Origin of the sequence: Pseudomonas sp. MF6747, assembly GCF_963890955.1 — a bacterium.
Taxonomy (GTDB): Bacteria; Pseudomonadota; Gammaproteobacteria; order Pseudomonadales; family Pseudomonadaceae; genus Aquipseudomonas.
Genome location: NZ_CAWPSZ010000045.1, coordinates 164,696 through 184,014 on the forward strand (window position 1 = coordinate 164,696; position 19,319 = coordinate 184,014).

Sequence of the window (19,319 nt, forward strand, 5' to 3'; positions counted from 1 at the left end):
ACAGCTTGAAACAAATTAGTTGCGTACGCCACTAAATTAGATATCGTGGCATATGCCTCTTTGTGACCCGGATGTCGTTACAAACTCCCCAGGAAACGCATGGGGCGAGGCGGGAAAACGGCACGGCTCTGCCTGCTTGATCATCCAACCCCTGTCTGGATCACCTCCTATGCTGAGCCTCGTGCGCATCGCGTTGCGGCGCCCCTATACCTTTCTGGTATTGGCTATTTTCATCCTGATCATCGGCCCATTGGCGGCCTGGCGCACGCCGACCGACATCTTTCCCGAAATCCGTATCCCCGTCATCGCGGTGATCTGGCAGTACACCGGCCTGCCGCCCGACCAGATGGCGGGGCGCATCACCTCGCCGTTCGAGCGCGTGCTGACCACCACGGTCAACGACATTCGCCATATCGAGGCGCAGTCGATGAATGGCTACGGGATCGTGAAGATCTTCTTCCAGCCCGGCGTCAACATCAGCACGGCCAACGCTCAGGTCACTTCGGTGTCCCAGGCGATCCTGCGGCAATTGCCGCCCAGCACCGTGCCGCCGCTGGTGCTCAATTACAGCGCCTCGACCGTGCCCATCGTGCAACTGGCCCTGTCGGGCCCCGGTTTGAGCGAGCAGCGCCTGGGCGATATTGGCCTTAACCAGGTGCGCCTGATGCTCACCACCGTGCCCGGTGCGGCGCTGCCATACCCCTTTGGCGGCAAGAGCCGCCAGGTGCAGATCGACCTTGATTCGGCGCGCATGCAGGCGCGCGGTCTGTCGGCGCAAGACGTCGCCACCGCGCTGGCCACGCAGAACCTGATCACGCCGGTGGGCACGCAGAAGATCGGCAGCTACGAATTCAACCTGCAACTGAACAACGCACCGTCGGATTTCCATGACCTGGAAAACCTGCCGATCAAAACCGCCGACGGCACCACCGTGTTGATCCGCGATGTGGCCACCGTGCGCGACGGCAACCCGCCGCAAACCAACATCGTGCACGTGAACGGCAACCGCTCGGTGCTGCTGCCGGTGCTCAAGACCGGCTCGGCCTCGACCTTGGGCGTGATCGCCGGGATCAAGGAAAAGCTCGCAGACAACAAGGCCGCCTTGCCGCCTAACCTGAACATCGACCTGATTGGCGACCAGTCACTGTTCGTGCGCTCGGCGATCAGCGGCGTGGCCCGTGAAGGTTTGATCGCGGCGGCGCTGACCAGCCTGATGATCCTGCTGTTCCTTGGCAGCTGGCGTTCGACGGTGATCATCGCCACGTCGATTCCGTTGGCGATCCTGGCGTCGATTGCCACGCTTTCGGCCCTCGGCGAAACCCTTAATATCATGACCCTCGGCGGCCTGGCGCTGGCAGTCGGCATCCTGGTGGACGACGCCACGGTGACCATCGAGAACATCAACTGGCACCTGGAGCAGGGCAAGCCGGTGGAGACCGCCATCCTCGACGGCGCGGCGCAAATCGTCACGCCGGCGTTCGTTTCGCTGCTGTGTATCTGCATCGTGTTTGTGCCGATGTTCTTCCTCGACGGCGTGGCGCGCTTTCTGTTCGTACCGATGGCCGAAGCGGTGATTTTCGCCATGATCGCCTCGTTCATCCTGTCGCGTACGCTGGTGCCGACCCTCGCTAACTACCTGCTCAAACCGCATGGGCACGGTGAGGACGGGCACGCGCCATCGCGCAACCCGCTGGTGAATTTCCAGCGCGGTTTCGAACGGCGTTTTGAAGGGTTTCGCGAGCGCTACCACAGCGTGTTGGACAGTGCCTTGCACCATCGCCGCACAGTGGTGATCGGCCTGCTGGCGTTTGTTGCGGTGTCGTTTGCGCTGGTGCCGTTCCTGGGGCGCAACTTCTTCCCCGAGGTCGATTCCGGGCTGATCCTGCTGCACGTGCGTGCCCCGGTGGGCACGCGGGTGGAAAGCAACGCGCATTTGATCGCCGACATCGAAAACGCGATCCGGCGCAAAGTCCCGGCCAATGAGCTCAAGGCGTTGGTCGACAACATCGGCCTGTCTATCAGCGGTATCAACGTGGTGTACAACAACACCGGCACCGTGGGTTCCCAAGACAGCGACATTCAGATCAGCCTCAATGAAGGCCACCGCCCGACGGCGGAATACATGCGCATATTGCGTGAAACCCTGCCACGCGAGTTCCCCAGTGCGGTGTTCTCGTTCCCGGCATCGGACATCGTCGGGCAGATTCTCAACTTCGGCTCGTCGGCGCCGATTGACCTGCAAATCACCGGCAATAACCTGGCGGGCAACTTCACTTACGCCAGCGCGTTGCTGCGCGATATTCGCCGCGTGCCGGGCGTGGTCGATGCGCGTATCCAGCAGTCGCGGCAACTGCCGACGTTCAATATCGACGTGGACCGCACCCGTGCGCAATTGGTCGGCCTTACCGAGCGTGACGTGACCAACAGCCTGGTGGTCAACCTCGCCGGTTCCAGCCAGGTGGCGCCGACCTTTTGGTTGAACCCGGCCAACGGGATCTCTTACCCGATCGTCATGCAAACCCCGCAGTACAGCCTTGAAAGCCTGGCGGCGCTGCACAACCTGCCGTTGAGTGGCAGCAGCGGGGCGGCCACCGACCAGACATTGGGCGGCCTGGCGAATATCCAGCGCAGCCACAGTAATTCGGTGTTCACCCAATCGGATATCCAGCCGGTGGTCGAAGTGCTGACGGCGATCCAAGACCGCGACCTCGGTGGCGTTGCCGCCGATATCCAGAAGATCATCGCCGCCCACGCCGGTGAAGTGCCGACCGGCTCCAAGGTCATCCTGCAAGGGCAGGTGCAGACCATGAACGCGGCGTTCAGTGGCTTGCTGTTTGGCCTGCTCGGCGCAGTGGTGCTGATCTACTTGCTGATCGTGGTCAACTTCCAATCCTGGGCCGACCCGTTTGTGATCATCACCGCATTGCCGGCGGCACTTGCAGGCATTGTGTGGATGCTGTTTGTCACCCACACGCCGCTGTCGGTGCCGGCGCTGACCGGGGCGATCATGTGCATGGGTGTGGCCACTGCCAACGCCATTCTGGTGGTGAGCTTCTGTCGCGAACGCCTGGCGGTGCACGGCGATGCGGTGCAGGCCGCGCTCGAAGCCGGCTTCACCCGGCTGCGGCCGGTGTTGATGACGGCCATTTCGATGATCATCGGCATGGCGCCCATGGCCTTGGGCCTGGGCGAGGGCGGCGAGCAGAACGCGCCACTTGGCCGTGCGGTGATCGGCGGCCTGGCCTTTGCCACCATTGCCACGTTGATTCTGGTTCCGTTGATTTTCAGTCTTGTCCACGGGCGTCGCCAGCACGCCACGCGTGCGACCACCGTTACCCAAGGGGTTTGACATGTCCGTTTCCGTTTCTAAATCCAAGTCTTCCCGTGGCCTGTTGTGGCTGATCGGGGGCGCGGCCGTGGTGGTTGTCATCGTCGGTGTCGGCATCGGCGTGCGCGCCAGTGAATCGCGCGACCTCAAGACCTGGACCGACGCCCAGGCGCTGCCCAGCGTCAACCTGATCAAACCGGTGGTGCAAGCCCAGGGCCCGGTGCTCAACTTGCCGGGGCGGATGGAGGCGTATTCACGCGCGTCGATCTTTGCGCGGGTCAACGGCTACCTGAAATCCTGGAATGTCGACATCGGCACCCGCGTCAAAGCCGGACAAGTGTTGGCGGAAATCGACACCCCGGAACTCGACCAGCAACTGCTGCAGGCCCGTGCCACGTTGGCCTCGGCCCAAGCCGATGAACACCTCGCCGACACCACCGCCAAACGCTGGCAGGCCATGCTGGCGAACGACTCGGTGTCGCGCCAGGACGTGGATGAACGCACCGGTGATCTGACCGCCAAGCAAGCCAAAGTGGCGGCGGCCAAGGCCAATGTCGACCAGTTGGTCGCAACCAAGGGCTTCCAGCATCTGGTCGCGCCGTTTGCCGGTGTGGTCACCGCGCGCAGCACTGACGTAGGCGCGTTGATCAGCGCCGGCGGCACCGCCGGCAAAGAGCTGTTTGCGGTGGCCGACGTCAGCCGCCTGCGCGTGTATGTGCAGGTGCCGCAAACCTTCTCGCCACAGATTCGCGAAGGCACCACCGCGCGCCTCAGCGTGCCGGAGTACCGCGGCGAAACCTTTACCGGCAAAGTGATTGCCACCGCCGACGCGGTCAACGCCGCCTCTGGCAGCACGCTCGTGCAATTGCTGGTGGACAACCCCGGTGGCCGCTTGCTGCCCGGCGGCTACACCAGCGTGCAGTTTGACCTGCCGGTGCAGGCCGACGTCATCCGCGTGCCGTCCAGCGCCTTGGTGTTCGATGACAAGGGCATGCGCGTCGCGACCCTGGACGCCAACAACCATGTGCACTTCAAGACCGTCAGCATCGCCCGCGATTTCGGTGACAGCGTTGAAATTGCCAGTGGCCTGCAAGCCGCCGACCGCGTGATCGACACGCCGCCCGATGGCCTGGCTGATGATGATTCGGTGCAACTGGCTGTCGCCGCCACTGAGGTCAAACCCCATGGCTAAGCGCAATGTGCTGGGCCTGATCGCCACGTTGAGTTTGGGCGCCTGCTCGTTGGCGCCACCGCTGACCGTGCCGCAAACACCGATGGCCGCGCAGTTTCACACCCAAGGCCCGTGGACGGTCGGCACGCCGAACGATCAGGCCAACCGGGATGGCTGGTGGCGCGTATACAACGACCCGCAACTGGATGCGATGCAGCAGCAGTTGCTGAAAAACAACGCCGACCTGAGCGCCGCGCTCGCGCATTACCAGCAGTCTCAAGGGTTCCTGGCCCAGGACCGTTCGGGGCTGTTCCCGAAGATCTCGGCCATTGGCAACGGCCAGCGCATTCGCCAGTCAGACACCAAACCGCTGCGCTCGGCCACTTCACCGGATGTCTACAACTCCGCGACCCTGGGCCTGGAAGTCGACTATGAAGTCGACCTGTGGGGCCGGGTGCGCGACACCGTGGCAGCCGGCACCAGCGATTCGGATGCGGCCAGGGCAGACCTGGCGTCGGTACGCCTGAGCCTGCAGGCGCAATTGGCCGACAGCTACATCCGCCTGCGCGGCATCGACTGGCAGAACCAGTTGCTGGAGCAGACGCGCGACGCTTACGCCAAGGCCCTTGGCCTGACCGAAGGTTTGCATGGCGGCGGTATCGTCTCCGGCCTGGATGTGGCGCGGGCGCGTACGCAGTTGTCGACGGTCAAGTCGCAGTTGAACCAGAGCCAGGTGCAGCGGGCGCTGCTGGAGCATTCGATAGCGGCGATGCTCGGTGAGTCGGCTTCCACTTATAGCGTCGCCGTGAACGTGGCGCCGATTGCCTTGCCGAACGTGCCGACCGGCGTGCCTTCCAGCCTGTTGCAGCGCCGGCCGGATATTGCGGCGGCCGAGCGTCGCATCGCTGCGGCCAATGCGCGGATTGGCGTCGCCAAGGCGGCGTGGTTCCCGCAGATCACGCTGAGCGACCAAGGCGGTTATCAGAGTGACGAGTTTGCCCGCTTGCTCAGCGCGCCCAACCTGTTCTGGGCCATCGGCCCGTCGCTGGTAGGAACCCTGTTTGATGGCGGCGCGCGGCAGGCCCAGGTGGACATCGCCAAGGCCGCCACCGATGAAGCAGCGGCCAAATACCGGGGCGTGGTGTTGGGCGCGTTCGAGCAGGTGGAGGACAACCTGTCGCAAATCGCCGGACTGGGCGCTGCGCTGGATGATCAGCGCGATGCGGCGGCGGCGGCGCAATACGCCGAAGACCTGTCCACCTCGCGTTATCGCCAGGGCGCCGTGGCGTATCTGGATGTGGTGACCGCGCAAGTGGCGGCGCTGGAAGCCAAGCGCAGCGTGTTGCAATTGCAAACCCAGCAGTTGAGCGCCAATGTGGGCCTGATCAAGGCGCTGGGCGGCGGATGGAACGTGGCTCAATTGGCTGCGTCGACCCCTAATGAAACCAAGGAGAAGTGAGCATGACCGAGTACGTACCCCCGAAAGTCTGGACCTGGGACACTGAAAGCGGCGGCACCTTTGCCAGTATCAACCGGCCTATCGCCGGTGCGACCCACGAGCAGGAACTGCCGGTTGGCAAGCACCCGTTGCAGCTGTATTCGTTGGCCACGCCCAATGGCCAGAAGGTCACGATCCTGCTGGAAGAGCTGTTGGCCTTGGGGCATACCGGCGCAGAATACGACGCCTGGCTGATCAAGATCGGTGACGGTGATCAGTTTGGCAGCGGGTTTGTGGCGGTGAACCCGAATTCGAAGATCCCGGCGTTGCTGGATCGCAGTGGGGATACGCCGATTCGGGTGTTCGAATCGGGGGCGATTTTGCAGTACCTGGCGCAGAAGTTTGGGGCGTTCTTCCCCAATGAGCCGGCGGCGCGTGCGGAGTGTTTGTCGTGGTTGTTCTGGCAGATGGGCAGTGCGCCGTACCTGGGCGGCGGGTTTGGGCACTTTTATGCGTATGCGCCGAGCAAGATGGAGTACCCGATCAATCGGTTCGCTATGGAGACCAAGCGCCAGCTGGATGTGCTGGATCAGCGGTTGGCGGTGAGTGAGTACATTGCCGGGGATGAGTACACCATTGCTGATATTGCGATCTGGCCTTGGTATGGCGGGTTGGTCAAAGGCCGGTTGTATGGGGATTCGGCGCAGTTTTTGTCGGTGCATGAGTACAAGCATGTGCTGCGTTGGGCGGACGCCATTGAGGCGCGGCCGGCGGTGCAGCGGGGGCGGCGGGTGAATCGGGTTTCCGGGGAGGTTTCGGAGCAGCTGCGTGAGCGGCATGATGCGAGTGATTTGGACTGACTTTTTTTGGGGGGGGGAGTACATATCCGTTGCTGCGGTAACGGCGGCTGGCGGTTCCGCTCTTACAGCGGGTCACTTTTGGCAAACGCCCCAAAAGTAACCAAAAGGTCTTTGCCCCACCACTCGGCCCCTCGCTTAGGCTCGGTGTGCCCTCACTCCGGCTTGAATCCGTGGGCCGCCGCGACGGGCCATCCATGGCCCAACACGGCTAACCCGGCGTCCTGCCGGGTTACCCACGGATTCAAGCCTGCGTTCGGCCAGCGTGGTTGACGGGGCCTGTCAGATCAAGATCAAAAGCAGATCAAGAGCAGAGCACGGCGGCCTAGTAGCCGACCTGAGTGGTTGAAGCAAAAGCAGGGCAACAGCACAGCAACACACTTCTATCTGATGCACAGAGTTCTAAATGTGGGAGCGGGCTTGCTCGCGAAGGCGGTGTGTCAGTTAGCTCATGTGTAGCTGACCCACCGCCTTCGCGAGCAAGCCCGCTCCCACAAGTTGACCGAATTCAGCCTCCACCACCGCACTGCTTTTGCTTTTCTGTGGGAGCTGGCTTGCCTGCGATGCAGGCACCTCGGTACATCAGGCAAACCCAGCCGATGCCATCGCAGGCAAGCCAGCTCCCACCTTTGATTGAGTTCAGCCTTCAAGATCAGGTCGGCTGTCAGGCCGCCGTGCTGTAGATCTTGATCTTGATCTTAGGCGCCCCGTTAAACCACGCTGGCCGAACGCAGGCTTGAATCCGTGGGTAACCCGGCAGGACGCCGGGTTAGCCGTGTTGGGCCATGGATGGCCCGTCACGGCGGCCCACGGATTCAAGCCGGAGTGATGGCACACCGAGCCCAAGCGAGGTGCCGAGTGGTGGGGCAAGAGCCCTTTGGTTACTTTGGGGCTTTCCAAAGTGACCCGCTGTAAGAGCGGAACCGATATCCGCCATCACCCAGCCAACGGATATGCCCCCCACCCCCCAAAGAGCCGCCAACTCAATTCCCCCAGAGCGCCAACTACCCAGACCCAAGAACCCGATAAAACCCACCTCAACCCCCACTAACACCGCGAAAAAATCCCCAGCAAATCAAGCGGCCAACCTCAGGCCTGCACAGACGCTACCTGCTTCCAATCCAGCGCAAACCGCGCCAGGTACTTACGCAAACGGTCCGCGTCATTCGGTTGCGCCTTGGCCTGACGCGACACGCCGAACAACCGGCGCCCCGCATCGGAGAGGCTGTCGGACTGCCGACACACCTCAATCACCGCCTTCAGTTGCACCTGATCAAACAGATCCAGCTCCGCCGGCAGCAAGGCTTGCCAATCAGCCTGCGGCGCAGACAACCCCCAGGCATAACGCAAACGCTGAATTTCCTCTTCAGCCTGCGCCTCATCAATACGCCCACTGTCCGCCAGCGTGGCCATGCGCGTGATCGAGGCCGACAACTCACGAAAGTTACCCAGCCAGGCGGCTTCGCTGGAGCAGGCAAACGCCAGGTAACGCCGCCGCGCCTCCAGGTTGAAACGCACGCGCCGGCCCTGCTCGCGGGCATGGCGCTCCAGTTCGAAATCGATATTGGGTTCGATATCCTCACGCCGGCCCGCAAGGCCCGGCAGGTCAAAGGTCCACAGGTTGATCCGCGCGTAAAGGTCTTCACGAAACAACCCTTGCGCCACCCGCTCGCGCAGGTCGCGGTGGGTGCCGGCGATGATCAGGAAGTCGCTGCCCACCTCTTGGTCGGCACCCAATGGGTAGAAGCGTTTTTCTTCGATGGCCTTGAGCAGCATCGCCTGCTCATCCAGACCCAGTTCGCCGATTTCATCGAGAAACAGCATGCCGCCATCCGCCGCGCGCAGCAGGCCGTCGCGGGCATTTTGGGCGCCGGTGAAAGCGCCCTTGATGTGACCGAACAACGCCGACATCGCGCCATCGCCGCGCAATGTTGCGCAGTTCACTTCAACAAAGCGCCCCTGGATTTGGTGGCGGCTGCGCTTGAGTGCGTAGATGCGCCGGGCGAGGAATGACTTGCCGGCGCCGGTGGGGCCGATCAGCAGCATCGGCGCCTTGGAGCGCACGGCCACGCGTTCGATCTGCTCGATGGAGGCATTGAAAGCGCTATTGCGCGTGGCGATGCCTGACTTGAGAAACGCCAAGCCCTCCAGGCGCTTGTGGGCAAAGCGCGACGCGATGCGGTCGTAGCGCGACAGGTCGAGGTCGATCAGCGTGTGCGTGCCGGTGGCGGGCGCGGTGTCGTCACGGCGGCGGGCCGGTGCGGTCTGGATCAAGCGCGCCGGCAGGTTGCGCGCCTCGGTCAACAGGAACCAGCAAATCTGCGCCACATGCGTGCCGGTGGTGATGTGGACCAGGTAGTCCTCGTGCTCGGTGTTAAAGGCATAGTCGGTGGTGAAATCGTGCAGCGCGGCATAGACCTCTTCGAAATCCCACGGGTTTTGCAGCGGCATCGCGTGCAGGCGCACCTCGGTGTGCGGGGAGATCTGCAGGATGTCGGCGCGCACCCGTTCGGCGAGGCTGACGTCGCGGGCATCGACGTCGTGGATCAGCTCCAGGCGATCAATCAGCACATCGGCCTGCTGGCACAGACCGACGCTGGGGCGCCAGTGGTTCCAGCGGTTGGCGCCTTTGCCGACGCGGTCCAGCTTTGACCCGATAAACCCGATGGCGACGGTGCGCTTGTGCTTCATGGCTAGACCAAAATATAAGTGACGATAAGCAAGGATATGAATTGGCGAAGATGCTTGCCATCGATTTTCAGCGTTTAAATTCCATACCGGATGAATATCTATACAAAACAATGAGATAAAGATTTTATCTGGGTTTCGTAAAAAGCTGGCACGCCCGCTGCTATAGCCTGTTCAACGCCGCGATGACGGCTTTCCAAAAAAAGAATCGAGATCATGCAAGAGAAAACCTACCAACTGCTGGAAGTGGCCAACGGCAAGCCGATCAAACTCTGGACCCAGGGCGTGCCGGTTGAGCCTGAAGCCCGCCAGCAATTGATGAACACCGCCAAGATGCCGTTTATCTTCAAGCACCTCGCGGTGATGCCGGATGTGCACCTGGGCAAGGGTTCGACCATCGGCAGCGTAATCCCCACGGTGGGCGCGATAATCCCGGCGGCGGTGGGCGTGGACATCGGCTGCGGGATGATTGCCGCGCGCACCACGCTGACCGCCAGCGATTTGCCCGACAACCTCCACGGGCTGCGTTGTGCCATCGAGGCCGCCGTGCCCCATGGTCGTACCCGCAGCCGTAAAGGACGTGACAAAGGCGCCTGGGAGGACGTGCCGGCCCAGGCCGATCAGGTATGGGCGACGCTGCACCCCAGGTTCAAGGCAATTACCGATAAGTACCCGCAGCTTGAGCACAGCAACAACCGCCAGCATTTGGGCACGCTCGGCACGGGTAACCACTTTGTCGAGGTGTGCCTGGATGAAGCCAACCGTGTCTGGTTCATGTTGCACAGCGGTTCGCGCGGCGTGGGCAACGCCATCGGCAACCTGTTTATCCAGTTGGCGCAGGCGGACATGCGCCAGCACCTGGCCAATTTGCCGGACCGCGACCTGGCCTATTTCGAAGAGGGCAGCCAGCACTTCGATGACTACGTGCAAGCCGTGGGCTGGGCGCAGGATTTTGCCCGGCAGAACCGCGAATTGATGATGCGCGCGGTGGTTCAGGCCACGCGCCAGGTGATCAGCAAGCCGTTTGAGGTGGTGCTGGAAGGGGTGAACTGCCATCACAACTACGTGCAAAAAGAGCGGCACTTTGGTGAAGAGATCCTGGTGACGCGCAAAGGCGCGGTGTCGGCGAAGAAGGGCGAGCTGGGGATTATTCCGGGTTCCATGGGCGCAAAAAGTTTCATCGTGCGCGGCCTGGGCAACGAAGAGTCGTTCTGCTCGTGCAGCCACGGCGCCGGCCGCACCATGAGCCGCACCAAAGCGAAAAACACCTTCACGGTGGCCGACCAGATCCGCGCCACGGCCCACGTGGAGTGCCGCAAGGACGCCGATGTGATCGATGAAATTCCGATGGCCTACAAGGACATCGACGCCGTCATGCATGCCCAGCGCGAGCTGGTTGAAGTGCTGCACACCCTGCGTCAGGTGGTGTGCGTAAAAGGTTAAGAGGAGCACAACGATGGAAAGGGAAGAACGTCACCCACTCAGCGACGCCATGCGCGCGCGGGTGCTGGATGAGTTGGAACGCATAGAGCGCGAGCGCAACGTGAGCGTGCTGTATGCCTGTGAGTCGGGCAGTCGCGCCTGGGGGTTTGCGTCTACCGACAGCGACTACGACGTGCGCTTTGTCTACGTGGAAAAGCCTGATTGGTTTATGCAGGTGGATGCGCCGCGGGATGTGATCGAGCGCCCGCTGGACGACGAGCTGGATGTCAGCGGATGGGAGCTGCGCAAGACCTTGGGGCTGTTGCGCAAGTCCAACCCTACGTTGCTGGAGTGGCTGGATTCGCCCCTGGTGTATCGCCAGGAAACTGAGGCGACGGCGCAATTGCGGGCCTTGGCCGAAACGTTCTACAGCCCGCCGGCGGCGCGTAATCACTACTTGTCGATGGCCAGGAAAAATTTTCGTGGTTACCTGCAAGGCGAGGAGGTGCGGTTCAAGAAGTACTTCTACGTGCTGAGGCCGTTGCTGGCAGTGCGTTGGATCGACCTGGGCCTGGGACGCCCGCCGATGACGTTCGCCGACTTGCTTGGCACGGTGGATGACCCGCAACTGCTCGACGAAGTGGCAATGCTGCTGGCCCTCAAGCGCAATGCCGGCGAGGCCGCTTATGGACCACGGCGCCCGGCGCTGCACGCATTTATCCAGCGCGAGCTGGAACGCGAAGTGCCGGTTTTGCCACGCACGCAAGCAGACGCAAAGCGCCTGGATCATTACCTTCGACACACGGTTAACCGCTACGCATAAGGACGAACATGAAACAGGACGTGATTGAACTCGACGGCGCCATTGGCGGTGGCCAGGTGTTGCGCAGTGGCTTGAGCCTGGCAATGGTGACCGGGCTGACGTTGCGCATCAAAAACATCCGCGCCAGGCGCAGTCGGCCAGGCTTGATGCGCCAACACCTGACCGCCGTGCTGGCCGCCGCCCACGTGTGTGGCGCCACGGTGCAAGGGGCTGAGCTGGGCTCGCAGAGCCTGCTGTTCGAGCCCGGGCCGATACAAGGCGGCGAGTACCGCTTTGCGATCGGCACGGCCGGCAGCTGCACCCTGGTGCTGCAGACGTTGCTACCGGCGCTGTTGCGCGCGCCAACCGCCAGCCGCGTGACGATCAGCGGCGGCACCCATAACCCGCTGGCGCCGCCGGTGGACTTTTTGCAGCGGGCCTGGCTACCGCTGTTGCGGCGCATGGGCGCGCGCGTCGAGTTGAACCTCACACGCCATGGTTTCGTCCCGGCGGGCGGCGGCGAAGTGGAGGCGTTTATCCAGCCATCGGACCTGCAGGCGTTGCAGCTGATGCAGCGCGGCAAGCTGCTGGAAAAACGCGCCATCGTCCTGAACGCCGGCCTGGCGGATCAGGTGAGTGAGCGTGAATTCAAGCGCGTCCGCCAGCGCCTGGGGTTCACCGAGGCGCAGCTGTTCCCGATAGACATTGACCCGCAGCAAGGACCGGGCAATGTGCTGATGCTGGAATACGTCCACGCGCAGGTCACCGAAGTATTCAGTGCGTTCGGCATGACCACCGTGCGGGCCGAGGCCGTGGCCGATGAGGCCATCAACCAGGCGATGGAGTGGCAGGGCACCGACACCGCGGTGGGTGAGCACCTGGCGGATCAACTGCTGTTGCCGATGGCGTTGGCCGGCGGCGGGCGTTTTACCACGCCACACATGAGCGAGCACTTGCACAGCAATATGACGGTAATTCAACGCTTCCTGCCGGTGGTGATCGAAAGCCGTGTGCGCGAGGAGGGCGGGTTGCTGGTCGAGTGTCGCAGGGTCTGATCTGCTAACCTGCGCGGGTCAAAACCGCCCTTAGCCTGTGGATCTTCATCATGAATACGTGCCCCGTTCAGCCACCCCTTGAACCGCAGTCCGTCTGCCACCCCATCACCAGCAGCGCGATTTTCATGGTCGCCACCCTGACGCCCGGCAATCTCGACACTGTGCGGGCCTGGTGCGGTGACATAGCCGGGCTGGTGCGTTCGGTCGGCAAGCGCGTACCGGCAGGCAACCTGACCTGCGTCTGCGGGTTTGGCTCGGATGCCTGGGACCGGCTGTTCGGCGCCCCACGCCCGGCGGCGTTGCATCCATTTCGCGAGTTTGGTGTGCAAGGGCGCAAGGCCGTCTCGACCCCTGGCGACATCCTGCTGCACATCCGTGCCGAGCAGATGGACCTGTGCTTCGAGTTGGCCACCCAACTGATGGCGGCCCTGGGCGACAGCGTCCAGGTCGTGGATGAGGTCCAGGGTTTTCGCTACTTCGATATGCGCAGCATCATCGGCTTTGTCGATGGCACCGAGAACCCGGTGGGGCGCAAGGCGGTGGGTTTCACTATCGTCGGCGACGAAGACCGCGAATTCGAAGGTGGCAGCTACGTGCTGGTTCAGAAATACCTGCACAACATGGCGGCCTGGAACGACCTGACCGTGGAAGCGCAGGAGAAGGTGATCGGGCGCACCAAGCTGGCAGACATCGAACTGGATGAAGAGACCAAACCGAGCAACTCACACAGCGCGTTGACCGTTATCACCGACGAGCACGGTGAAGAGGTGAAGATCCTGCGCGACAATATGCCCTTTGGCCGCCCGGGCGCCGGTGAGTTCGGCACCTACTTTATCGGCTACGCGCGCTCGCCGAAGCCGCTGGAGCAGATGCTGGAAAACATGTTTGTCGGCCGCCCCGTGGGTAATTACGACCGCTTGCTGGACTTCAGCACGGCGGTCACCGGCGGCCTGTTTTTCGTGCCCTCGGCCGACCTGCTCGAAGCGTTGGCCGACCGCCAGCCTGGGGCTTAGCTCGGCACGGTTTAACTCAAGAAGCCGGTGCTGACCGCCACGATCAGGAAAATCCCCAGCAGCGCGCGGTAGATCACGAACGGCCAGGTGGAGAACCGCTCCAGGAACTTCATCAGGCCCCAGATGGCAAAGAATGCCGAGACGCTGGCGACCACAAGCCCAAAGATCAAGTGTGACCAGGCGTGGGCGGGCATGTCGGCGTGCAGCAGCACCCACAGTTCTTTCAAACCGGCGAGGGCGATGGCCGGCAGGCCCAGCAGGAAGGAAAAGCGCGCAGCTTCTTCACGCTTGAAGTTCAGGAACAGCGCGGCGGTGAGTGTCGAACCGGAGCGCGACACCCCAGGAATCAGCGCGCCAATCTGCGCGATACCGACAATCAGCGCATCGCGCAGACGCATTTCGCTCATCTCACGGGTGTGGCGCGCGCGCACTTCGGCCACTGCCAGCAATACCGCCATCACCACACAGGCAATCCCGATCACCATCAGGCCGCGTAGCGGCGAGTTGCAGGTATTCAAGGTCGAAGACAGCGCCAGGCCGGCAATCCCAATCGGGATAGTGGCCAACACAATCGCCACGGCCAGTTTGAACCACCGGTCGTTGTAGTCGCCGCGGCGCACCGCACTGATGCTGCCGGTGGTCACCTGGCGCACGTCACGCCAGAAATAACTGACCACCGCCGCCAGCGCCGCCAACTGCATGGCCGCGGAAAACGCCGAGCCCGGGTCTTGCCAGCCGAGCAGGGCGGGCACCACTCGCATGTGGGCCGTGGACGACACCGGCAACAGCTCGGTAATGCCCTGGATTACGCCCAGGATGAAGATCTGCAGGTAGTCCAGGGAGGCAAAGCCCACATCCAGGCCGGCGGAACAGACGTTTGTCAAAATACGTGTCCTTGAAAAAAGGGGCTTTTGAAGAATCAGTGGGCGAAGTTTATTCTAAATGTTTCAGGATATTGGACGCGGAAAAGCAAATTCGCAATCGGTTCAGCAAACAGAAAGGTTATGCAATGTATTGGCGTGTGTATCACTTTTGTGAACAATGGGGCCTTGCGTATTTTCACCGAGAGCCCAATGCCTGAAACCACCGTCGAATTGATCCAGACCGGCCCCGATGCGTCTGAGCTGATCCGTAATCTTTACCAGTACTATGCCTATGAGTCGTCAGACTGGGAGCAGGAAGATGTGGAGTCGGATGGCCGTTTCTACATCCATGACGAGCACCTGACCCGCTACTGGCACGACCCGCAATGGAGCGCCAACCTGCTGCTGGTGGATGGCTACATCGCCGGTTTCCTGCTGATCGAAGGCAGCGAACTGCCGGGCATCGACGCGCTGGAACTGGCCGACCTGTTCATTCTCAAGCGCTACCGCCGCAAGGGCATTGGCCGCGCTATCGCCACCCAAGTGCTGCGCAGTGGCGAGGCCAATTGGCTGGTGCGGTTCTACGATCAGGATGAAGTGTCGCAGGCGTTCTGGCGCGCGGTGCTCGATGACCTGCCGCGCCCGGTGCAGATGCTTGAGCTGGATGACGATCCGCAGTTGGTCAGTTACTTGATTACGCGGGCCGCGCTGCATTAAACACGATGTTGAACTTGGCCGGGCACGGCCGCACTTGAACTCGTCGGCCGGTTTCGCCCTGAATGGCACACGCCCAAGGGCGTCGCATCTGCTCTATTCGCAGTGCGTTTTGCCTGAATATCCGAAGGGCACGGTGACCAGCCCTGACCGGGATACGGGTAAACAACGTAAAAGCCAAAGCCCTGATCACTGCCGCTAGGCACCCGCGTTGAACAACACTTGCTGCATCGCTTGCGGCGGCTGACCGAACGCGCGCAGAAACGCCTGGCGCATGCGCTCGCGGTCACCGAAGCCGGTTTCGCGGGCCACCACTTCGACCGGGTGACGGCTGGTTTCCATCATCGCCCGGGCAGCTTCCACCCGCAGCGACTCGATGGCCTTGGCCGGCGTTTGCCCGGTTTCTTCGCGGAATACTCGGCTGAATTGACGTGGGCTCAGCCGGGCCACCTCGGCCAAGGCTTCCACCGACAGGTCGTGGGTCAGGTTTTCGCGCGCGTAGGCCAGGGCCAGTTGCACGCGGTCGGATTTGGGGTCCAGTTCCAGCAACGCCGACAATTGCGATTGCTCACTGCCGCGGCGCTGGGCAATCACCAGCTTGCGGGCGATACGCCGGGCGAGGTCGCTGCCCAGATCGGCTTCCACCATGGCCAACGCCAGGTCGACTCCGGCGCTCATGCCGGCGCCGGTCCAGACCTGGCCGTCAACCACGAACAGCTTGTCTTCTTCGAGTTGAATATCCGGGTAGCGCTTGCGAAACGCCGGCGCGTGGATCCAGTGGGTGGTGGTGCGCTTGCCTTCGAGCAAACCGGCTTCGGCCAGCACAAAAATGCCCATGCACAGCGAGGCCACGCGCCGCGACTGGGCAGAGGCGGCTTTGACCAATTCCAGCAGGTTGGCCTCGGGCAGGCGAAATTCCAGGTAGCCGCTGACGATCAGCGTGTCATAACCCTGTGGCCGAATCGGGCTGGTATTCACCGAAAAGCCCTGGGAGGTCATGACCGCGCCGCCGCTCTCCGAGACCAGATGAAACTCATAAGCCGGCTCACCGCGCAGCAGGTTCGCGCACTCGAACACCGAACCCAGGCTGAGGCTCAGGGACTGGAAATTCGGGTAAACCATCAGCGCAACGCTGTGCATCGTCATTCTCCAAAGGGCGCGGGAGAGGGGATTGTCGGCGGGTGCCAGGTAAACGGCAACCGACTTTGTGCCATGTCCGAAATCCTTGCGGATATGACATTGTTGAAGTTTTTCTCGACGCCTAACATCCCCTCAACGAACTAGACGACTGGTCTAATCGGGACGGGATAAATAATGACTAACGCGACTAACAGTACAAGGCAGACCATTCTGGATACGGCGCAATTGATTGTGAGCCGCAAAGGATTTTCTGCGGTGGGGTTGAACGAAATACTTCAAGCCGCCGATGTACCCAAAGGTTCGTTTTATCACTACTTCCATTCCAAAGACGCATTCGGCGTGGTCTTGCTCGACACCTATTTCGACCAATACCTCAAAGGCATGGAGCAACTGTTCCAGCAACCCGGACTGTCCTGGGCCGCCAGGTTGATGCGCTATTGGCACACCTGGATCGACAACCAGACCGGCTGCACCGACGCGGGCAAATGCCTTGCCGTCAAACTCGGTGCCGAGGTGTCAGACCTTTCAGAGCCAATGCGTTTGTCCCTGCAGCGCGGCACCACTCGCACCATCGCTTTGCTGGCCGAGGCCTTGCAGCACGGCATCCAGGACGGCTCGCTGGCGGTTCGGCAACACCCCGACAGCCTGGCTCGGCGCTTGTATGCGCTGTGGTTGGGGACCAGCGTCATGAGCAAGATCACCCGAACATCCGCGCCTTTTGACGAGGCGCTGCTGCTGACCCGACAGTTATTGGGTTGCCCTGAACCTGCTGATGCATACACCTACTGAAACCATCGATCGAGGCACTGGAAAATGAAAGTATTAATGGTACTGACCTCTCACGACCAGCTTGGCAATACCGGTCGTAAAACCGGCTTCTGGCTCGAAGAATTTGCGGCGCCCTATTACACCTTCAAAGACGCGGGTGCCGAACTGGTCCTGGCATCCCCGGCTGGCGGCCAACCACCGCTGGACCCGGTCAGCGATCAGCCGGATGCACAGACCGAGCAAACCCGTCGTTTCGCTGGCGACCCGGCAGCCCAACAGGCCCTGGCCAACACCGTCAAGCTGGACACGGTCAACGCCGACGACTTCGATACCGTGTTCTACCCAGGCGGCCACGGCCCGTTGTGGGACTTGGCCGAATCGCAAACGTCGATCGCACTGATCGAGGCCTTTGAGCGTGCCGGCAAGCCGATCGGTTTTGTCTGCCACGCGCCGGGCGCTCTGCGTCATGTCAAGGCCGTGAATGGCGAGCCGCTGGTCAAGGGCCGTCGCGTTACCGGCTTCTCCAATGCTGAAGAAGCTGCGGTTGGCCTGACCGATGTGGTGCCGTTCCTGATTGAAGATGATTTCAAGGCGCTCGGCGGCCACTATGAAAAGGGTGCTGACTGGCAGTCTTTTGTGCTCGAAGACGGCTTGCTGGTGACCGGGCAGAATCCTGCCAGTTCCAGTGCCGTGGCCGAGGCCCTGCTCAAACTCACCGCCTGAATTAATCACACGCGTTATTGATTGGCGGCTCCTTGGAGCCGCCAATGCTTTTGCTCGCCCTGAATTTGGAAGTTTCACATGACTCATCATTTGAATACCCCGGTAAAACTGGGTCATCACACGCTCAATAACCGAGTTGTCTTGCCGCCTCTGACGCGTCAACGCAGCGCGCAACCCGGCGATATCGCCACCGACCTGATGGCCGAGTATTACCGCCAGCGCGCCACGGCCGGTTTCATGGTCAGCGAAGGCACGCAGATCGAACCGCGCGGCCAGGGTTACGCCTGGACGCCGGGTATCTACAGCCCAGCGCAAATCGACGGCTGGCGCAAAGTCACCGACGCCGTGCATGCCGAAGGCGGCGTGATCTTCGCCCAGCTGTGGCATGTGGGGCGTGTGTCCCATAATGCGCTGCAACCGGAGGGCGCCGCACCGGTCGCGCCGTCGGCCATTGCGGCGGAACAGGCGAAAGCCTTTATCGAAACCGGGCCTGGCGTCGGCGAGCTGATGCAGCCGCCCGTACCGCGTGCCTTGAGCAGGCTGGAAATTGAAGAGTTGGTAGGGCACTACGCACAGGCGGCGCGTAATGCGTTGGACGCCGGTTTTGACGGGGTGGAAATCCACGCCGCGAATGGTTACCTGGTCAACCAGTTCATCTCCGCCCATGCCAACCAGCGTGACGATGAATACGGCGGTTCGCTGCACAACCGCCTGCGCTTTCTGCGCGAGATCGTCGAAGCCGTGACCGCCGTGGTCGGCCCGCAACGCCTGGGTGTGCGTTTTTCTCCGCTGTTCAGCGGCACGGACCAGGACCGCGTGTACATCGGCCTGGTCGAGGAAGATCCGCATCACACCTACATTGAAGCGATCAAGGTGCTTGAGGCATCGGGCATTGCCTATGTGTCTATCGCCGAGGCTGACTGGGACAACGCTCCCGACCTGCCCGAAACTTTCCGTCAGGCGGTGCGCAGCACGTTCAGCGGGCGCATCATCTACGCCGGTCGCTATACCGCTGAGCGCGGGGCAGCACTGGTGGAGGCGGGGCTGGCAGACTTGATTGCCTTCGGCCGTCCGTTCATTGCCAACCCGGACCTGCCGCAGCGACTGTTCAACGGCTGGCCCCTGAACCCGCTGCGGGCGCAGGGCATGTACGGCGGCTCGGAACAGGGCTACACCGATTACCCGGCGTTCGCCGAGTAACCATTCGATGCCCCGGCACAGCTGCGTTGTCGGGGCCGTCGAGCAGTAGCACGGCGGCGAAGGCGGCGGGGCAGGCAACAACAGGGTGACCCTGCCGCCGCCATCGCAGCCTCGCTGGCTCTACAGCTGCCACCGTT

General features: G+C 62.1%; 15 protein-coding genes. 12 read left to right on the forward strand and 3 right to left on the reverse strand.

Annotated elements, in window-relative coordinates; all coding sequences use genetic code 11:
• Positions 1-169: 169 nt before the first annotated feature.
• Genes AACW30_RS24760 through yghU form a run of 4 tightly spaced genes read left to right on the forward strand, consistent with a single transcriptional unit; the run spans position 170 to position 6,797 of the window.
• On the forward strand, positions 170-3,349 hold the full coding sequence (locus AACW30_RS24760; protein ID WP_200623697.1) for an efflux RND transporter permease subunit: 3,180 nt from the start codon (positions 170-172) through the stop codon (positions 3,347-3,349).
• Between the two features lies 1 nt (position 3,350).
• Positions 3,351-4,520, forward strand: coding sequence for an efflux RND transporter periplasmic adaptor subunit (locus AACW30_RS24765; RefSeq protein ID WP_179608544.1), 1,170 nt, complete (start codon positions 3,351-3,353; stop codon positions 4,518-4,520).
• Positions 4,513-5,958, forward strand: a complete 1,446-nt coding sequence (locus AACW30_RS24770; RefSeq protein ID WP_200623698.1) for an efflux transporter outer membrane subunit — start codon at positions 4,513-4,515, stop codon at positions 5,956-5,958. The genes AACW30_RS24765 and AACW30_RS24770 overlap by 8 nt, the downstream gene beginning before the upstream one ends.
• 2 nt (positions 5,959-5,960) lie before the next feature.
• Positions 5,961-6,797, forward strand: a complete 837-nt coding sequence (yghU, locus tag AACW30_RS24775; RefSeq protein WP_200623699.1) for a glutathione-dependent disulfide-bond oxidoreductase — start codon at positions 5,961-5,963, stop codon at positions 6,795-6,797.
• A gap of 1,086 nt (positions 6,798-7,883) precedes the next feature.
• Here the strand turns inward: yghU and rtcR are convergent.
• Entirely contained in the window at positions 7,884-9,485 is a 1,602-nt protein-coding gene (gene rtcR, locus AACW30_RS24780) for an RNA repair transcriptional activator RtcR (protein ID WP_200623700.1), read from the reverse strand.
• Positions 9,486-9,698: 213 nt separating this feature from the next.
• Here rtcR and AACW30_RS24785 point away from each other — a divergent pair, with 213 nt between their 5' ends.
• Genes AACW30_RS24785 through AACW30_RS24800 form a run of 4 tightly spaced genes read left to right on the forward strand, consistent with a single transcriptional unit; the run spans position 9,699 to position 13,774 of the window.
• The gene (locus tag AACW30_RS24785) at positions 9,699-10,925 is read left to right on the forward strand and encodes an RtcB family protein (RefSeq protein ID WP_200623701.1); all 1,227 of its coding nucleotides are present in this window, start codon (positions 9,699-9,701) and stop codon (positions 10,923-10,925) included.
• A 13-nt stretch (positions 10,926-10,938) separates the two neighbouring features.
• On the forward strand, positions 10,939-11,727 hold the full coding sequence (locus AACW30_RS24790) for a nucleotidyltransferase domain-containing protein (RefSeq protein WP_200623702.1): 789 nt from the start codon (positions 10,939-10,941) through the stop codon (positions 11,725-11,727).
• An 8-nt stretch (positions 11,728-11,735) separates the two neighbouring features.
• Positions 11,736-12,761: an RNA 3'-terminal phosphate cyclase gene (gene rtcA / locus AACW30_RS24795; RefSeq protein WP_200623703.1), complete on the forward strand. Its 1,026-nt coding sequence runs from the start codon at positions 11,736-11,738 to the stop codon at positions 12,759-12,761.
• Positions 12,762-12,811: 50 nt separating this feature from the next.
• Positions 12,812-13,774 (forward strand): Dyp-type peroxidase, encoded by a 963-nt coding sequence (locus tag AACW30_RS24800; RefSeq protein ID WP_106579590.1) that lies wholly within the window; start codon positions 12,812-12,814, stop codon positions 13,772-13,774.
• 11 nt (positions 13,775-13,785) lie between these two features.
• Here the strand turns inward: AACW30_RS24800 and AACW30_RS24805 are convergent, their stop codons facing one another.
• Complete coding sequence (locus AACW30_RS24805; protein ID WP_106579591.1) at positions 13,786-14,658, reverse strand: undecaprenyl-diphosphate phosphatase; 873 nt, start codon at positions 14,656-14,658, stop codon at positions 13,786-13,788.
• Positions 14,659-14,847: 189 nt separating this feature from the next.
• Between AACW30_RS24805 and AACW30_RS24810 the strand changes: the two genes are divergently transcribed.
• Entirely contained in the window at positions 14,848-15,354 is a 507-nt protein-coding gene (locus tag AACW30_RS24810; protein ID WP_119736118.1) for a GNAT family N-acetyltransferase, read from the forward strand.
• A gap of 195 nt (positions 15,355-15,549) precedes the next feature.
• On the opposite strand, the gene AACW30_RS24815 is transcribed toward AACW30_RS24810, so the two are convergent.
• Positions 15,550-16,491 carry a GlxA family transcriptional regulator gene (locus AACW30_RS24815; RefSeq protein WP_106579592.1) on the reverse strand — a complete coding sequence of 314 codons (942 nt, stop codon included), beginning with the start codon at positions 16,489-16,491 and terminating at the stop codon, positions 15,550-15,552.
• Between the two features lie 174 nt (positions 16,492-16,665).
• Here AACW30_RS24815 and AACW30_RS24820 point away from each other — a divergent pair, with 174 nt between their 5' ends.
• From AACW30_RS24820 to AACW30_RS24830, 3 genes are all read left to right on the forward strand, one after another.
• On the forward strand, positions 16,666-17,280 hold the full coding sequence (locus tag AACW30_RS24820) for a TetR/AcrR family transcriptional regulator (protein ID WP_179608531.1): 615 nt from the start codon (positions 16,666-16,668) through the stop codon (positions 17,278-17,280).
• A gap of 24 nt (positions 17,281-17,304) precedes the next feature.
• On the forward strand, positions 17,305-17,982 hold the full coding sequence (locus tag AACW30_RS24825; RefSeq protein WP_124417785.1) for a type 1 glutamine amidotransferase domain-containing protein: 678 nt from the start codon (positions 17,305-17,307) through the stop codon (positions 17,980-17,982).
• A gap of 78 nt (positions 17,983-18,060) precedes the next feature.
• On the forward strand, positions 18,061-19,182 hold the full coding sequence (locus tag AACW30_RS24830) for an alkene reductase (protein ID WP_119736091.1): 1,122 nt from the start codon (positions 18,061-18,063) through the stop codon (positions 19,180-19,182).
• Positions 19,183-19,319: the final 137 nt, after the last annotated feature.

What these genes read in the sequence shown, in the direction of transcription:
- AACW30_RS24760 (WP_200623697.1), top strand. Translation starts at nt 170, where the DNA reads ATGCTGAGCCTCGTGCGCATCGCGTTGCGGCGCCCCTATACCTTTCTG.
- AACW30_RS24765 (WP_179608544.1), top strand. Translation starts at nt 3,351, where the DNA reads ATGTCCGTTTCCGTTTCTAAATCCAAGTCTTCCCGTGGCCTGTTGTGG.
- AACW30_RS24770 (WP_200623698.1), top strand. Translation starts at nt 4,513, where the DNA reads ATGGCTAAGCGCAATGTGCTGGGCCTGATCGCCACGTTGAGTTTGGGC.
- yghU (WP_200623699.1), top strand. Translation starts at nt 5,961, where the DNA reads ATGACCGAGTACGTACCCCCGAAAGTCTGGACCTGGGACACTGAAAGC.
- rtcR (WP_200623700.1), bottom strand. Translation starts at nt 9,485, where the DNA reads ATGAAGCACAAGCGCACCGTCGCCATCGGGTTTATCGGGTCAAAGCTG.
- AACW30_RS24785 (WP_200623701.1), top strand. Translation starts at nt 9,699, where the DNA reads ATGCAAGAGAAAACCTACCAACTGCTGGAAGTGGCCAACGGCAAGCCG.
- AACW30_RS24790 (WP_200623702.1), top strand. Translation starts at nt 10,939, where the DNA reads ATGGAAAGGGAAGAACGTCACCCACTCAGCGACGCCATGCGCGCGCGG.
- rtcA (WP_200623703.1), top strand. Translation starts at nt 11,736, where the DNA reads ATGAAACAGGACGTGATTGAACTCGACGGCGCCATTGGCGGTGGCCAG.
- AACW30_RS24800 (WP_106579590.1), top strand. Translation starts at nt 12,812, where the DNA reads ATGAATACGTGCCCCGTTCAGCCACCCCTTGAACCGCAGTCCGTCTGC.
- AACW30_RS24810 (WP_119736118.1), top strand. Translation starts at nt 14,848, where the DNA reads ATGCCTGAAACCACCGTCGAATTGATCCAGACCGGCCCCGATGCGTCT.
- AACW30_RS24815 (WP_106579592.1), bottom strand. Translation starts at nt 16,491, where the DNA reads ATGCACAGCGTTGCGCTGATGGTTTACCCGAATTTCCAGTCCCTGAGC.
- AACW30_RS24820 (WP_179608531.1), top strand. Translation starts at nt 16,666, where the DNA reads ATGACTAACGCGACTAACAGTACAAGGCAGACCATTCTGGATACGGCG.
- AACW30_RS24825 (WP_124417785.1), top strand. Translation starts at nt 17,305, where the DNA reads ATGAAAGTATTAATGGTACTGACCTCTCACGACCAGCTTGGCAATACC.
- AACW30_RS24830 (WP_119736091.1), top strand. Translation starts at nt 18,061, where the DNA reads ATGACTCATCATTTGAATACCCCGGTAAAACTGGGTCATCACACGCTC.